Raw genomic sequence first — 14456 nt, forward strand, 5'->3', positions numbered from 1 at the left:
CACCGGCGGCACCTATTTACTCCTCGCCGGTATGACTCTACTAATGACCGACGCGACGGCCAATATGGGGAACGTTTTCGCGCGGACGGTGGCCCGCGCACCCGACCACGTCGGCCTCGTCGATGCGGACACCGGTGCGCAATACACCTACGGCGAATGGGGAGCGAAGGTGGAATCGCTCTCGTCTGCGCTCTCTTCGTTGGGCATCGGGCCCGGCGACCGAGTCGGCGCGATAATGCGCAATCGTGCGGAGTTGGCGACGCTTTATTGGGCGACCCAGTACGTCGGCGCCGTGTTCGTCCCGCTCAACTACCGTGCGGCCCCAGAGGAGTTTCACCATCTGATGGAGACGGCAGAACCGAGACTGCTCTTTTTCTCGGGCGAAAGTCGAGACGTGGTCGAACAAACGCGCGGAGAACTGGACATAGAGACGTTCATCTACGTCGATGCTGACACGCCGGGGTTTGCGATTCCCTACGACGTGTTCGTGAAAATCGCAACCGACGAGTTCGAACCGACGTGGGTGCCCGCCGATGCAGACAGCATCATCCTTCACACGAGCGGGACGACGGGCGACCCAAAGGGCGTCCGTCGGTCGCACTTTAACACCTACGCGGCCTCGGTCGCACAAGCCTACGAGTTGGGATGGCGCGACGGTGAATCAGTACTCGGCTTGATGTCGCTGTTTCACACCATGGGCTTTCACACGCTGACGACGGCCGTGTTGCTCAACATGACGTGGGTGGCCCAAGGCTCGTTCTCTCCAAAGGAGACGCTCGATGCCGTGACCGAGGAGGGTATCGAGAACCTCCACATGGTTCCCTCGGTGTATCACGACCTGTTCATGTCAGACATAATCGACGAGTACGACCTCGACTGCGTGCGGCGGGTGTCCTACGGCGGGATGGTTATGCGCGACCCGATTCAAGAACACATCAAAGCAAAGATCGACCCCGAGTCGTTCGTGAATCACTACGGCAGTACGGAGGTGTACACCCACAGCGTCTGCCGACACAGCGGCCACGACCGATGTGCGGGAAAGCCCGGCATCAACACAGACGTTCGAATCGTCCACCTCCGCCAGAACGGCGACCATGACCCCGACGACGAAGTGCCGGAGGGCGATCTCGGGGAGGTAATCGTAGATGCAAGCTCCCCGGAGACGATGGTCGGCTATCTCGGCGGGGCGAAACCGGCGATTCACGACGGGTGGTTTTTCACCGGCGACCTCGGCTACATCTCGGCGCCCGGGCGAATCCACGTCGTCGGCCGCGTCGACGACATGATTCTGAGCGGTGGCGAGAACATCTACCCCGTCGAAGTCGAATCGACGCTCGGGCGGCATCCAAACGTCCACGAAGTCGCAGTGGTTGGCTTAGAACACGAGAAGTGGAATCAGGCAATCGCGGCGTTCGTGTACGTCGCAGAACCGCCCAAGTCGGTCGATTTCGAGGCGCTTGCGATGGAACTCGACACCCACTGTCTCGAAAGCGATTCGCTCGCGGATTTCAAGCGTCCACAGAAGTACGTGTTCGTCGATGAGATCTCGAAGAGCAACGTTGGCAAACTGCTGCGCAGAGAACTCAGGAAGCCCGACATCGACGTGACGGTGTTCGCGGAAGTGACGCTGTAGCTGCCGGTTACTGTTCTGCCTGTGTCGAATATTCCTCGGTGAGCGCGCGACGACGAATCGAGTTGGTCGGCGTTTTCGGGATCGTCTCGCGGACGTACACGCGCTTTGGGACTTCGTAGTCTGCGAGCGCGTCCGACGCCTTACAAAAGTCGATGATGGCAGCTTCCGTGAGGTCTGCAGATTTTTTGGGGACGACGGCGACACAGATTTGGGTGCCCCATCGCTCGTGTGGGAGGCCAAACACCGCCGATTCGTGAACCGATGGGTGGGTGTTCACGACGGGTTCGATAGCCCGCGGGTAGACGTTCTCGCCGCCCGTGACGAGCATGTTGTCGGCTCGGTCCTGATAGTAGACGTAGCCCGCTTCGTCCACGCTGACGACGTCGCCCGTTCGGTACCACCCGTCCTCGGTGAACGCGTTGGCTGTCTGTTCTGGTTTCCGGTAGTACTTCTCGAAAACGGACTCGCCGCGCAGTTGGAGTTCGCCGCGTCCCGGCGTGGTCTCACCGTCTGGCTGGATAACCGTCACGACCTCGTCGGTGTCGGGGTCACAGAGTCGCACCTCGACCTGATTGAACAACGGTCTGCCACACGAGTCGGGGACTTTCATCGAGGTGTGACTCGTGGGTTCGTACGCGCCAAGGGTCCCGATGGGGTAGGTAAACGAGATGCCCGCTTCGGTGAAGCCAAGAAATTCGGAGGCGGCAACGTCGTATTTCTCCGCGACGGCGTCGTAATCTGCCTGCCCGATTGGCGCACCGCCACAGAAGACGTTGCGAAGCGACGAGGTGTCGAAGCGCTCAGGGTCGTCGAAATTTGCGAGGTCGATGAGCATCGAGCCGACGATGTAGGCACTCGACGCTTGATGGCGTTCGGTGAGTTCGAGGAATCGTGCTACATCCCACTGCATCAAGACGACCGTCGCGCCGGCTTGCAAGAGCGGGAGCGTACTCGATTCGAGGCCCGCGGTGTGATAGAGAGGGCCGGCGTTTATCCACGTCTGGTCGGGGCCGAGTTTCCAGACGTGTTCCATGTTCGTGATGTGGGCGCTCATATTGCGGTGGGTTTTGTAGACGCCCTTTGGGTCGCCCGTCGTCCCGCTCGTGTAGTTCAGGTTGAAAAGGTCCCCATCGCGCTTTGGTGCCGCCGTCAGCATCGGGGATTCGGACGCGAGGATGGCGTCTAGCGTCTGGTCGCTGTGGGGGGAGTCGCCAATCGTGACGACGGTTTCGACGACAGTGTCGTCTACCACGTCAGCGACGAGCGCGGCATCCGTCGCCTGTGTGAGCACCACGTCGGCTTCCGCGTCGGTGAGGACGTACCCGATGGTCTCCTGGCCGAACATGTAGTTGACCGGCACGACCGGAACTCCGGCTTTGAGCGCCCCGAGTTGGGCAACGAGAAACTCGTACATGCTCGGCAAAAAGAGGGCGACCTTTTCGAACCCGCGTCGATTCACCCAGTTGCCGAACGCCCCCGCATCCCGGTTCAGCTCGTCGTACGTTTTCGACCGACCGTCGTGGACAATCGCAACGGCGTGCCCTCGATTGTGCACCTGCGACTCGAAATTGAGCACCCAGTTTGTCATTCTCAATACTGAGGTTTCGCAGAATGTATAGGTGTATCCCTCACCGAGAGTGGGCCAGTCGTTTGAGCGAGACGCTGTCGAAGGTCACCGAGAAGCAGGATATGTCGGCAGTAGCTGACTAAAAGGTTTGATTAAAATATTATTGTCATAAATGAGTTGTCTTGTTCTGTGAATGCAGACAAACTATTAGAGAATATGGCTAAAACCGACCCAATAGAGGCGTTCGATAGTTTTTGAGGTGGCAAATTGCGTGGTTTTCGAAGGCACAGAACAATTTCCGAAGTTAGTAAAAGTGTTTGCGCAGCTATTACAAGAGAGCCGATAGTCATTCAAAAAATATGAGTACTTCGTCGTTTCAATGAAGGTTATTCAACGTTCAGGAGGCGCAACAAGAATATGTAAATAATCTGTCTAATTTACAGGGACATATTATTTTTGATGTTACTGAATCGGTGGTGTTCACGACTCGTTTCGGATTAGCCAGCCAACACAGCCAAATCGTCCAAAATAGACAAACTAGTTTGGACAGATTGTGTGGGGAGATACACACTGGCTCACCGTGTGTGGTGCTCGTATTTTTCCAACAGTTCTAGAGGATTCCGGAAACACTGCGAGGGGATCCGGTACGTTTCGAACACATCGTGGGCGGTGTCACGGCCGGATTCGGTGAGCCATACACCTTCGTAGGGTTCGTAGGCGAAAAGCCCACGAGCGACGAGACGTTGGAGCATCTCCGTCGTCGCAGACGGTGACCGCCCGAGGCGGGCTGCCACGGCACCGGGTGCGACAGGTGGGCCTTCGCGTTGTTCTGCGATGTAGAGAACTTGGAGGTTTTCGACGGTTCCCGTCACCGGTGGTCAGCCGAGCAGTCGGTGTCAGCCGCCGTTTCACGGGCTGTGTGTGCTGGGTCGTTGCCGGAAGCCGACTCCTCGTCAGTTGCTGTCTACGTTGGAAATCGTGGCGTAGACCCAGGCCCACAACCGCCCGCGTTTGTGACGAGTTTCTCGGTTCATTGGAGACTGATTTCAAGTACCCGTCTCGTCCGCCTCTCGTGTGGCCTCGATTTTCCGCGCGGCGTCGAGGATGCAGTCGTCGTCCACGTGTTCGAGCAATCGCGCGTGGCCACGCTGTTTGCGGCGCGCTACCTCCTCGTCGGAGATGTACGTCGCAAGCCGCCGGTCGATTTCTTCCTCACGAACGGCTTCGAGACGGGCGTCATTTACGGGGTAGTCGGCTGGAATCCGGTCGTGGAACCACTCGCGCCACGTTTCACGGTCGCCCCACTCACCCTGCAGGGTGCTATCGCCGCGAACCCAGTCCCAGTGCCCGGCTACCGCGGGGGGAAAGCCACGCTCACAGCGAACGTCCGTGAGGAGGGTGCGGGCGACGCGCGCGCCGTGACCCGCGGAGATGAGCGCCTGTGGCTCGACCGTTTCTACGGGTGAGGCGACGTACAACCCGGCGATGGAGGTGCTGCCATCGACAGCCGGGTAGGTGCGGTCGAATCGCAATTTCTCCTCACCATCTCGTTCGTACGCCTCGAACATCTCCTCGACATCAAGCGATTCTAAAAACGCCGCGTCGTAGCGCGCTGCGGCCACGACACGGCGCGCTGTGACGGCCCGCCCGTCTTGGGTTTCGAGCAGAAAGCCCTCTGCTATCTGCGTGACCGCTTCGACGTGGTCTGGGATGAGCGTACAACCGGCTTCTTCTGCGTGGTCGTGAATCAACTCGTAGAACGTCCCCACGTCGATACCGGCGGGAAAGCCGAGAAAGTTTGCTAAGTGCGCACACTGGCGAATCGAGGAGTTTCCTCGGTCAAAAATTGCGGTATCGAGCCCGTAGCGGGCGGTGAACACACCCACAGAACACCCGGCTGGCCCGCCGCCGACGATAGCCACGTCGTAATCGCGGTCGGTGTTTCGCGTGGGGTCGCGTGCGGACATGGTCAGAGGTTACCGTTCACGATGTCCGCGACGCGCTGACGGTCGAACAGGTCGTCTTCGATACCGTAGAGTTGGCTGGCCGTGCGCTCGGTCACCACGAGGTTGGTGATTGGGCCTTGGTACAGGCCACCCGCGCGGTACACGTCGCCATTTTCGACAGCGGTGAGCGCGCTGGCGCTCTCGTGGTTTTCGAGCGACGCGACGACCGAACTCTCGAACTCAGCCCGCGTCTTTGCCTCGTAGCCACGAAGCATGAGCACTTCAGGGTCGACTTCGAGGAGCGTCTCTAAGTCGATGGCTGCGCGGCTGCCATGGAAGTCTTTCACGTCGGAGTCTGCGAGCGCATCGTCCACTTGCAGGTCGTTCAGGTGCTTAAATCCGGTTCCCTCACCGATGATGTACGGATAGAACTCCTCTGGTTCGTCACCGACACCCCAGAGCACGGCGACTTCCGGGCGCTCGCTTTCGCCCGGGACGAGCGGTTCGAGGGTCGATTGGAACTCCTCGTGCACCGAGACGAACGCTTCGTAGCGGTCGGTGCGCTGGAACACCTGGGCAAGTTTCTCGAAGCCTTCGTAGAGACTGTAGTAGCCATACGAGTCGTGCCATGGGTAGTGCTGGGCGTAGATACAGTTACCAAAGAACGGGCCGACGTTCTCTGCGATTTCATCGACGTCCGCCTGCTCCCAGCCCTTGAAACGGTTCAGCAAGAAGTTTGGGTCGATGACGTGCACGTCGGCATCGAGTTCGTAGAACAACTCCTTGCTCACGCCGTCGTTGTAGAGGTTGACCATCCCGCTCTTGTCGACCGAAACGCCCGGAATGTCGTCGTAGTACTGGGTGTGATACCGACTCGTGAGCCAGACGCCCTTCGGTGGTTCGAGGCCGAGCGCGATGCCCATGTCCGCCCAGCTTCCGTTGTTTGCCACCCACGTCTCGGGGACGCTTTCGAACTCGACTTCGCCGACAGGCTCCATCGAGACCGTGTAGGCTTTCATCTCTGCCTCTGTCGTCTCTCCGCCGGATTCAGTCATCGACTCGGTTCCCTGTTCGGTCGTCTCGTCACTGTCGCTGGTACCCGTACATCCGGCGACGAACCCGCTTGCGAGGAGCGCCCCGCCGACCTTCAGATAGTCACGCCGCGTTGCTCGCTTGTCCTTCGAATTCTCCTTCACCATAGGTTTTAGGCTCGCCTAAATAATTAAAGGAGTTTCGATTTTTAGGCAGACCTAAACGAGGTGGTGGTTGAGTTTGGAGCGGTTGCATCTCCGAGATAGTTGGCACAAAAAGACAACCAAAGACGGTGCAGGCTCACCTCTCCCCCCGACCCAAAAGCAAGCTTGTGTGAATTGGGTAGTTTGGCCGATGTGTCCAGGTAGTCTAGTTTGGATAGAGTACCTGGAGAACGGAGTTCGGGCAATTAGGAATTGACTCCCGGTTCGACTAGCAGAACTCGTAATGTCGGGGTTGTCGCGTTTCGCCTTGCTTGCCGCACTCATCCCAGCAGCATCGCCGCCGATGACTACGAATGTAGCTCCCACACCAGTACGACGTGGAATACGGGTTTAGAATAGGCGTGTCGTTCGTAATACTGTAGAATGACCGAATAGCTTACTCGTACCGCCAGTCAATCTGTGAGGGTGGCGTAGACCTGTGGAATGCGTGCGTAAGCTATTGCATTATTCACCAGTGCAGCGACGGTCGTGTACTCGTCTACGGCGTGAACGGTATCAGTTCCAAGCGCGAACTCCACAGTCGGAATCCCAGCGTGCCTGAGTTTCTTCGCGTCGCCCCCACCAGTCGCACTCCGTCGGTACACTCGTTCACCGGTAATCGCTTCTGCAACCGTCGACACCGCCTCGACGAGCGGGCTGTCAAGTCGCTCTGCAGAGCCGAGGCTCCAAGTCACGTCAGCGAGCGTCACGCCGTCACACTCGTCGATACAGGTCCGAATGTCCGAGAGAACCGCGGGCGTGTCCACGCTCGCCGTCAGTCGAATGTCGATTCTCGCCTCTGCAGACTGCGGGACGCCGTTAATTGACTCGCCGCCTTCGAACGTTCCGAGATTTATCGTCGGGTATTCGAACAGCTCACGAGCCGTCGCCTCTCCCATTACCGGTTCATAGTAGGCGGTGGACTCATCGATAATCGGAAGTATCGCAGGGTCGATGGTCAACGCTCGACGCCCGAACTGTTCTCGCAGTTGTGTGACAGCATCGTACAGCAGGTCGATTGCGTTCACGCCGAGCATCGGCCGCGAACCGTGTGCCGCCTTTCCATGAGCAGAGAGCGTGAGCCAGATACTCCCCCGGTCTGCGACTGTAACCGAGTGACGACCCTCCTGACAGGTCGATTCGCCGATAACACAGGCGTCTGCTTGGAAGTGATCCGTCTTAAGGAGCGCAGGGAGTCCAGCGTCGCCGCCCACCTCCTCGTCGCTGACGAAGGCAAACTGGAGTGTGACCGGCGGCGTTGTCTCGGTTTCGACGTACGCCTTGGCCATCGCAAGCATCGAAGCGACGGCCCCTTTCATGTCGGTTGCCCCCCTTCCGTAGAGTCGATCTCCAATGCGCTCCCCAAGCGGATCGTAGGTCCATTCGCCTGCGTCAAAGGGGACTGTGTCGAGGTGACCGTTGAAACAAAGAATGCGCTCGCTCGCCCCCGGCAACGTCACGAGCAAGTTCGGCTTCGCGGGGTCGACGGCGAACTGCTCAGTCGTGAGACCGAGCGCATCGAACTGCTCGTCCAGCCAGTCGATACTCTCTTCGGTTCGGCCAGGTGGGTTCTGCGTATCGAACGAGAGGAGGGTCTCTGCGATGGTAACCGGAAGCGAACGTCGTTCACGCAGGTACTCGTCTACGGATTGGGGGGCCGAAGGACTCATGGAAACTCGTAACTAACATAACACTTGCTTCTTTCAAAGGTTTCTCGGTGAGAGTAGTCCGCAAGCGAGCAAAGCGCGAAATCGGAGAAACCGTATCGAACCAACGAAAATACCGACGAGAGAGGACCTCCTGCGTCCCGCAGTGTTCAGAGGTCGTCAAGGAGGTCGTTGATTTCCTCGGCCGACGCGCCATCGAGCGTCTCGATACCGTACTGGATGAGCAGGGGGAAGAAGTGACGGTTTTTCTCGAAATCCTCGTCGAACTCGTATTCGTACTGCGCTTTCGCGACGGTGTAGACGCGTTCGAGTTCCTTTTTCTGACTCTGTGGGAGGTACATGTACGTCCCAACCTGTTCTTCTTTGACCGACCCAGATGTGGATTCGTCTTCGAGTTTGGACGGTTCGGCTGGTTGTGAGTTATCGGCCAGTTCGGTCTCCTCGTCCGGATCGACTGTCTGAACGCGCTCTTTTGCTGCACGACGCCGACTACGCAGACGGTTGGCTCGGCTTTCGTCACTCATGCATTGACCTCCGCGAATCCGAACTCAGCATCGAGCCCCTCTGCGACCGCGAGGAAGGCGTCGAACATGTCGCTCTCAGGGTTGTATTCGAGCAACGAGACACCGGCTTCAAGCGCCTTCTGGACGTCCGCGCGTTCGCGAATCTCGTACACCGGGATGTCGGGGAACGCCGCGTTAATCCACTCGACCATCTCGTTTGCCTGATTTTTCCGGACGTCGATGCGGTTGATGATGACCCCACGCTCTTTGATGTCGATTTCGTAGTCCAGTTCGAGCGCCTCGACGTGGTCAAAGAGGAGTTCGAACGCCCGCTTGCTCGTGGACTCTGCGAGCGCTGGGATGAGGACGTTCTGGGTCGCATACAGCGCGTTGTCCATCAGGTTGCCGAGGTTTGGCGGACAGTCAACGATGATGTAATCGTAGTCTTTTTCGACGGTTTTGAGCAAGAGGTCGAGTTGTTCGCCGCTGCGCCGTGAGAGCGTCAATTCGGGCTCTGCGGCCGTCATATCGATGTTCGACGGGATAACGTCCATCTCTGGGTGCTCGCGGATGATGTCGTTTATCACCTCGCGTTGCTCGGGATTGGTGAGACAATCGAAAAGCGTGGGCGGTTCGTCTTCGTAGGCTTCCATCAATCCAAGATTCTCCGTCGCGTTGCCCTGGGGGTCGAGGTCGACGAAGAGCACGTCGTGTCCGCGATGGTTCAACGCTCCCGCGACGTTGATTGCGACGGTTGTCTTGCCAACACCGCCTTTCTGATTCGAGACGCAGAGTTTTGCCGGGTCGCTCATACAAACCAGTTTGTACGTCCAAATGGTATAAAGCTATGTCAGACATTTTTATTCGCATCGACGGTCGGGCCGTCGAATATCGGGGTTTGAAAGCCGCTATCAGCAAGATTCAGTTGCTTTTCAGCTAACAATTCTTGCGAAGGAACGGGTGGTCGCACAACTATCAAAACCATCACAACCATACAAAATATCCAAACCAATATTGCCAGTTCGGCAGTTTTGTCGAGTAGAGACGTACAACGGCGCACAACGGGCAAAGCGAGCAGAACACGAAAAGAGCGAATAACGCGCCAAACGCGTTGGTTTGGCACAACTGGTCGAAGTTCAGTCTTACCAAACAATTACCAGGGTGGTGTTCGAAATGTTTGGTAAGATGGGCGAATCACCGGCACCACCGGAAGCGATTCCGAACTACATCCGCGAGGGGCTTGACCGACAGGGAGCAGACTCACTCGAAGCCATCATTGCGTACTGTGAGGCGCGAATCGAGTGGCTGAGCGACCGTCCAGTCACCGATGAATCCGAGCTACAGGACAACGACGAGCAGCTCGTGGAGGTAGAACACAGTGAGTCTGGCACGGTCGTCATCAAGAAAGTTACCTGCGGCAAGTCTGGCTGTCGGTGTGCACGGGGCCACCTGCACGGGCCGTACAAGTACGTCGTCACTCGACAAGGTGAGTCGCTCAAGTGGGAGTACAAGGGCCGAGTCCAGGAGTAAACAACGGAAATGGTGGTGTCAATGAGGCCGCTTTGGGGTGGTTTTCGAGGTTACTGTGGTCGAGATTTGGTTGCCTCAAGAGACGGAACGAGAGTTGTATAAACCAAATATTGCGATATATAAAGATAGGGGCGGAAGTTGAGACTACACGGGCAATAGCACCGTCAGGATGCACGGTTTCAGACGAACCACCGAACTAGACGTGCTTCAAACTCGGGTCAAGACGCCTGCTCGAGTTAGCAATCCAACTCGAATCAGTTATATCAAGAATTTTGGTCAGCGCTGCTGCTCACCAGCACTCAGTCTCTGTCGTCTCAGCCCTCCGATCACCCAATTCCAGTTTCCTTCTTCAACAGCGTGAGCGTATTGTCCGCAGTCACAATCGGAGAGTGCTCGTACTCACCCGTCAACTCGACCTGAACCAGAAGATCCACCGCCCGCCATATCGAGTACAACAAGCACGCGAACGCGAAGTAGAAGAACCGCAGGATGAAGTTCTTGGAGGTCGTCGCCGCCATGAACCGTTTAATCGACCTTCTCGCCGCGAAGATGATTCAACGTGCACACTGCGAAACAGTGGTTATCGATGGAACCGATCCAGAGAACATCCTCACCGCTGTCCGAACCGGCAAATTCGGGGGGACGAGAATCATCTCGGACGGGGCTGATGACATGACTCCCGCTGAAACATGATGGTTGTTAACCCCGTGGAGAGCTATATCTGAGTATGTCGCGATACGTGGCTTCCTTCGATATTGACTCACAAACGGATTCGTATGCCGCTCGGCGCATCCTGGAGCGAGTATACGATACGATTCGAGAAGAGTCATCGAGCGGCCGGGAGGACTCTGACGACACAAGCGAACTCCTCGAATCGTTCAAAACGCTCCGAGATGCAGCGAAACGTCCCACCACAGGCAAACTGACGATTACCTACGAACAATACGACGACGAATTCGAGAACTGAGTTCACAGAACAGCCGTTACCGAGAGCCGTGCATCTCAGTCGGCAATCCGCCAGCGTCCCCCAAATCCCTCACGTTCATAATCGTCGACTCGGTGTGAGGTACACCGCCGTCACTGACACACCCACCATCCGTAGATGTTGCTGATTTTAGAGAATTAGTTGCGATCGTTGACAGCACGTAGACGTTCTTCGATGGCTGTACGGGCATCGCTCCGGTTGCGTGAGGTACGCTCGATTGCGTGAATGAGACGAAGTTCGCTCGGCCGGTCGACGTGCGCTAGCTCGCGTTTGAGGCGGTCGACAGAGTGCTTTCGCGGGTCGACGCTCGGGCGGCCAGCGCGAGTACGCGCACCCCGCGGAGGCCGGTCGCCCGACACCTCGGCCGTGGCGCGCTTGTGAGGTTCACGGAGAGTGACTGTCACCCGAGCTTTGGTTTCGATGTCGACGACGAGCCCCTGTGCCGGGGCGAGCGTGATGCCATCAGGTGAAAAGCCGCGGTCGGTGCATGTGACGCGAACCGGTTCGCCGGGACGTTCTCCGTCTGGATAGGACACTTCGACGGTCACTTCGTGCTCGGTAAGTTCGTTTCGCAGTGCGTACGTCCCGGGACGGAACAGCGTCACAGAGACGGTGTCGTACTCGGTGAGTGTCGCGCTGTCGAACTCGTGGCCGTCGCTTTTGTTGCGTTTGGTGCGTGTGTCGCGTTTGTCGCCTTTGGTGCGTTTGTCACCTTGGTCGCCTTTGTCGTCTGTGAGCGAAGAGATGGTGACCGCATAGCCACCTCGCCCGCGCGAGACGTGGAAGATAGCGTAGCCATCAGGGCGAATACAGTCGAACGTTTCTGGCTCACACGAGCACGCTGTGTCACCACTCCCCTCCGTGATGCTCGCGAGGTCGATAACCGCGCGCATCGAGTGGTACTGTGCATCGACGACGATGAGCCGTTGGCCAACAGGTTTTCCCGCGCGGCTGACCGCGACGAGATACTCGCCGGGGCTGGTAAATCGGTGGATGAGCGTTCCGAGGACGGTCAGTGCACCGCTGTCGGTTTTCGTTTCGGTGAATAGGTGTTTGTTGAGTCGGAGCATCAGTTGCCCACCTCCATGGTGATGACGAGTTCGGTGTCTGCGAGGTCGATTGCAAGGTTCTCGATAGGCACTTTGACTGGGATGAGCCGGGTCTCGCCAGGTGGCACGGGTTCGCCAAGCGGTGGACTCCAGTCAAGCACCGGGAACGGGTCTTCGATGCTGAAGACTGGATAGTCGAAGAGGAACTCATCGAACACTTCGATGAGGAACCCCTCGAAGTCGAGGCTCACGCCGATGAGGTCAGAGAGCCACTCTCCGAGGTCGTCGGGCAAGTCGAGTGCCGCCCGAACGATGTCGACAAACGAGCCGAAGATGCCATGGAGTACGTCCCTCGCCCAGCCTGGAAGCCACCCGAGAAGATCGTCGATGAGGAATTCGATGGCACTTTCGAGCAGGTCGCCAACGATGTCGGCCACGTCGAGCAGGTCGATATCGAGTGTGTCGGGGTAAAACGACACGTCCCAACTGTTGACCACGGGTGGGTCGAGCGGGCCGGTCTCACCGGCCGGGCGCGCCGCAAGTTGGTTGTGTTCTTCAACCTGCGCCGTCAGGTAGTCCATCGTCCCACGGTTGTGGGCATAGTCGACGGTGAGCGCAACGAGCGCCGATACCTCAGAACGAACGATTCCCCCGAGCGACAGGGGGATGTGTAGGTCGGGGTCGGCCTCGAACAGGCAGATTTCAGGCGCGCGAACGGCACAGCCGTTGAACCACGGAATGATGCAGAATCCGCCGATACAGATTTCGTCGATATCGACGTCGAGATAGAGATCGAGCACGTCGTAGACCACGTCGAGTTCGTCGATTTTGATGCGGTCTGGCGTGTCGCGAAAATCGATGGCGTCGAGTTCGAAGTGTGCCTCTACGTCGATGCCTGCGGTGAGCGCGCCTGAGATTTCGGCTTCCTTCTCGTAGTCGATGGTCGTCACGCGCTCGTCGAGCAACACGTCGAGTACGTTGTTGAACATCGCCTCTGAGACGGCCATCGTCAGGTGGCTCATGGGCTGCCTCCGGGGCCAGTGAGCGTCACGTCAGTATAGACTTTAACTTGATCATCCTCAATGGCGGGGTTGTTCGGAATCGCCCCCGACGTTGGGAACGAGATTCTGAGGGTTGCCCCGCTCAAATCGAACGCGAGGAATCCTTCGGTGGGGAGGTCGATGACGATGCGTTCAAGTGCAGCTTCAAGCGCCGGAATGAGCGAGAACTCGACGAACGAGCGCAGATAGCAGGTCATGCTCGCGGTCAACCCCTCCGGGAAGGTGAAACGGTCACCGTCTGGTTCGAAGAGAGTTACATCGTCGACTCGGAGTTGCGGAGTTCCCGCAATCTCGATGCTGAGGCCGGTCTCTGCATCCTCCTCGGTGACGACCGTCCCATCGGCACCCGGCCCGCGCATGCCAACCGACCCGACGACGGTCACACCGAGACAGAAACACGAGAGTCCCTCTGCGGATGGAATCAGGGGCAAGCCAAGTTCTGTGCGGAAGTCCGCGTCAGTAAGTCGGTCGCCCCACTCCGCGCGGAGGTCTGCGAGTTCGTCGCGAATCTGTGCGAACGCTTCTTCCTCCGGACAGGCAAGGCCTGCACAAACCACGACGCGTGCGGCGAACTGTTGGTCCCCAACGTCAGCAGGGGGGTCGTCAGGCGAGAAGTCGATGTCGAGATTAGTTACTTGAAAGCAGTAGTCGAGCGCGACGAGATCGTCAGTCCCGAGCACCGGGAACGGGTCTTCAACGCTCATCAAAGGATTGTCCCACAAGACAACCTCAGGCGCGTAGTTGATTCGGGCACAAAGGCCGCTAAACCGTCGGAATCGTCGCATGAGTGCGGCGGAGTTCACCACATTCTCGGTGCCGTAATGAAAGAGCGACGGCCGCTTTTGCATGGTGTGCCGGATGACTTGGTTGATGCCGTCTTCGTGGAGCGACGTGTACACGTCGCTATTGTCTGTGAATGTCACTTGCTTCCTCCTGTCGACGGACGCGGTCGAACAGTCAATATTCGGCAAGTCACAGCTTAAATATATCCTAATTGGTAATTTAGTTAATAGAATATATATTATAGAAACTATTGAGTTGCAAGAGACACTGACGTGTTTTGTCGGAGTAGAAACTGGCTATCAGGGCACTACTAGGCATAAATGAAATAATATTTTAATATATCGGCGTGGCTGCTGAGCCGGACGTCTGTTGTGATGAAACAAATCAGTATGCGAACCCAACCTACGCTGTGAAACCCAACTCACTCCGTGAATGACTGAGTGTGAGGAGTTAGAAACAGCACAGAAACAGGGTGTGGCACGTCTACGGGTCGTGGA

General features: G+C 57.6%; 14 protein-coding genes and 1 pseudogene. 4 read left to right on the top strand and 11 right to left on the bottom strand.

What is annotated here, in order from left to right:
* The first annotated feature begins 43 nt into the window (after nt 1-43).
* On the top strand, nt 44-1633 hold the full coding sequence (locus V5N12_RS16060; RefSeq protein WP_332900241.1) for a class I adenylate-forming enzyme family protein: 1590 nt from the start codon (nt 44-46) through the stop codon (nt 1631-1633).
* A gap of 7 nt (nt 1634-1640) precedes the next feature.
* Here V5N12_RS16060 and V5N12_RS16065 read toward each other — a convergent pair whose 3' ends face one another.
* From V5N12_RS16065 to V5N12_RS16095, 7 genes are all read right to left on the bottom strand, one after another.
* Entirely contained in the window at nt 1641-3221 is a 1581-nt protein-coding gene (locus tag V5N12_RS16065; RefSeq protein WP_332900242.1) for a class I adenylate-forming enzyme family protein, read from the bottom strand.
* Between the two features lie 554 nt (nt 3222-3775).
* Nucleotides 3776-4072, bottom strand: a complete 297-nt coding sequence (locus V5N12_RS16070; RefSeq protein WP_332900243.1) for a metal-dependent transcriptional regulator — start codon at nt 4070-4072, stop codon at nt 3776-3778.
* Between the two features lie 174 nt (nt 4073-4246).
* The gene (locus V5N12_RS16075) at nt 4247-5167 is read right to left on the bottom strand and encodes an NAD(P)/FAD-dependent oxidoreductase (protein ID WP_332900244.1); all 921 of its coding nucleotides are present in this window, start codon (nt 5165-5167) and stop codon (nt 4247-4249) included.
* Between the two features lie 2 nt (nt 5168-5169).
* Nucleotides 5170-6345: an ABC transporter substrate-binding protein gene (locus V5N12_RS16080; RefSeq protein WP_332900245.1), complete on the bottom strand. Its 1176-nt coding sequence runs from the start codon at nt 6343-6345 to the stop codon at nt 5170-5172.
* Between the two features lie 449 nt (nt 6346-6794).
* Nucleotides 6795-8051 carry a M20 family metallopeptidase gene (locus V5N12_RS16085; RefSeq protein WP_332900246.1) on the bottom strand — a complete coding sequence of 419 codons (1257 nt, stop codon included), beginning with the start codon at nt 8049-8051 and terminating at the stop codon, nt 6795-6797.
* A 146-nt stretch (nt 8052-8197) separates the two neighbouring features.
* The gene (locus tag V5N12_RS16090; protein WP_332900247.1) at nt 8198-8572 is read right to left on the bottom strand and encodes a hypothetical protein; all 375 of its coding nucleotides are present in this window, start codon (nt 8570-8572) and stop codon (nt 8198-8200) included.
* Nucleotides 8569-9363: a ParA family protein gene (locus V5N12_RS16095; protein WP_332900248.1), complete on the bottom strand. Its 795-nt coding sequence runs from the start codon at nt 9361-9363 to the stop codon at nt 8569-8571. The genes V5N12_RS16090 and V5N12_RS16095 overlap by 4 nt, the downstream gene beginning before the upstream one ends.
* A 373-nt stretch (nt 9364-9736) precedes the next feature.
* Here V5N12_RS16095 and V5N12_RS16100 point away from each other — a divergent pair, with 373 nt between their 5' ends.
* Nucleotides 9737-10081: a DUF6788 family protein gene (locus V5N12_RS16100; RefSeq protein WP_332900249.1), complete on the top strand. Its 345-nt coding sequence runs from the start codon at nt 9737-9739 to the stop codon at nt 10079-10081.
* 326 nt (nt 10082-10407) lie between these two features.
* On the opposite strand, the pseudogene V5N12_RS16105 reads toward V5N12_RS16100, so the two are convergent.
* Nucleotides 10408-10617 (bottom strand): annotated as a pseudogene (locus V5N12_RS16105) (transposase); the annotation flags it as partial.
* On the opposite strand from V5N12_RS16105, the gene V5N12_RS16110 reads away from it, so the two are divergent.
* Both V5N12_RS16110 and V5N12_RS16115 read left to right on the top strand, forming a co-directional pair.
* Nucleotides 10598-10774, top strand: a complete 177-nt coding sequence (locus V5N12_RS16110; RefSeq protein ID WP_332900250.1) for a hypothetical protein — start codon at nt 10598-10600, stop codon at nt 10772-10774. The pseudogene V5N12_RS16105 and the gene V5N12_RS16110 overlap by 20 nt on opposite strands.
* A 34-nt stretch (nt 10775-10808) precedes the next feature.
* Nucleotides 10809-11048: a hypothetical protein gene (locus V5N12_RS16115; RefSeq protein ID WP_332900251.1), complete on the top strand. Its 240-nt coding sequence runs from the start codon at nt 10809-10811 to the stop codon at nt 11046-11048.
* 155 nt (nt 11049-11203) lie between these two features.
* Here V5N12_RS16115 and V5N12_RS16120 read toward each other — a convergent pair whose 3' ends face one another.
* From V5N12_RS16120 to V5N12_RS16130, 3 genes are read right to left on the bottom strand one after another with little or no spacing between them, the layout of a single operon-like run.
* Nucleotides 11204-12136 carry a hypothetical protein gene (locus tag V5N12_RS16120; protein WP_332900252.1) on the bottom strand — a complete coding sequence of 311 codons (933 nt, stop codon included), beginning with the start codon at nt 12134-12136 and terminating at the stop codon, nt 11204-11206.
* On the bottom strand, nt 12136-13137 hold the full coding sequence (locus V5N12_RS16125) for a hypothetical protein (RefSeq protein ID WP_332900253.1): 1002 nt from the start codon (nt 13135-13137) through the stop codon (nt 12136-12138). Before V5N12_RS16125 ends, V5N12_RS16120 begins: the two co-directional genes overlap by 1 nt.
* The gene (locus V5N12_RS16130) at nt 13134-14099 is read right to left on the bottom strand and encodes a hypothetical protein (RefSeq protein ID WP_332900254.1); all 966 of its coding nucleotides are present in this window, start codon (nt 14097-14099) and stop codon (nt 13134-13136) included. Before V5N12_RS16130 ends, V5N12_RS16125 begins: the two co-directional genes overlap by 4 nt.
* Between the last annotated feature and the right edge of the window lie 357 nt (nt 14100-14456).

Source organism: Haladaptatus sp. CMSO5 (genome assembly GCF_036689885.1).
Taxonomy (GTDB): Archaea; Halobacteriota; Halobacteria; order Halobacteriales; family Halococcaceae; genus QDMS2.

What these genes read in the sequence shown, in the direction of transcription:
- V5N12_RS16060 (WP_332900241.1), top strand. Translation starts at nt 44, where the DNA reads ATGACCGACGCGACGGCCAATATGGGGAACGTTTTCGCGCGGACGGTG.
- V5N12_RS16065 (WP_332900242.1), bottom strand. Translation starts at nt 3,221, where the DNA reads ATGACAAACTGGGTGCTCAATTTCGAGTCGCAGGTGCACAATCGAGGG.
- V5N12_RS16075 (WP_332900244.1), bottom strand. Translation starts at nt 5,167, where the DNA reads ATGTCCGCACGCGACCCCACGCGAAACACCGACCGCGATTACGACGTG.
- V5N12_RS16080 (WP_332900245.1), bottom strand. Translation starts at nt 6,345, where the DNA reads ATGGTGAAGGAGAATTCGAAGGACAAGCGAGCAACGCGGCGTGACTAT.
- V5N12_RS16085 (WP_332900246.1), bottom strand. Translation starts at nt 8,051, where the DNA reads ATGAGTCCTTCGGCCCCCCAATCCGTAGACGAGTACCTGCGTGAACGA.
- V5N12_RS16090 (WP_332900247.1), bottom strand. Translation starts at nt 8,572, where the DNA reads ATGAGTGACGAAAGCCGAGCCAACCGTCTGCGTAGTCGGCGTCGTGCA.
- V5N12_RS16095 (WP_332900248.1), bottom strand. Translation starts at nt 9,363, where the DNA reads ATGAGCGACCCGGCAAAACTCTGCGTCTCGAATCAGAAAGGCGGTGTT.
- V5N12_RS16100 (WP_332900249.1), top strand. Translation starts at nt 9,737, where the DNA reads ATGGGCGAATCACCGGCACCACCGGAAGCGATTCCGAACTACATCCGC.
- V5N12_RS16110 (WP_332900250.1), top strand. Translation starts at nt 10,598, where the DNA reads ATGAACCGTTTAATCGACCTTCTCGCCGCGAAGATGATTCAACGTGCA.
- V5N12_RS16115 (WP_332900251.1), top strand. Translation starts at nt 10,809, where the DNA reads ATGTCGCGATACGTGGCTTCCTTCGATATTGACTCACAAACGGATTCG.
- V5N12_RS16120 (WP_332900252.1), bottom strand. Translation starts at nt 12,136, where the DNA reads ATGCTCCGACTCAACAAACACCTATTCACCGAAACGAAAACCGACAGC.
- V5N12_RS16125 (WP_332900253.1), bottom strand. Translation starts at nt 13,137, where the DNA reads ATGAGCCACCTGACGATGGCCGTCTCAGAGGCGATGTTCAACAACGTA.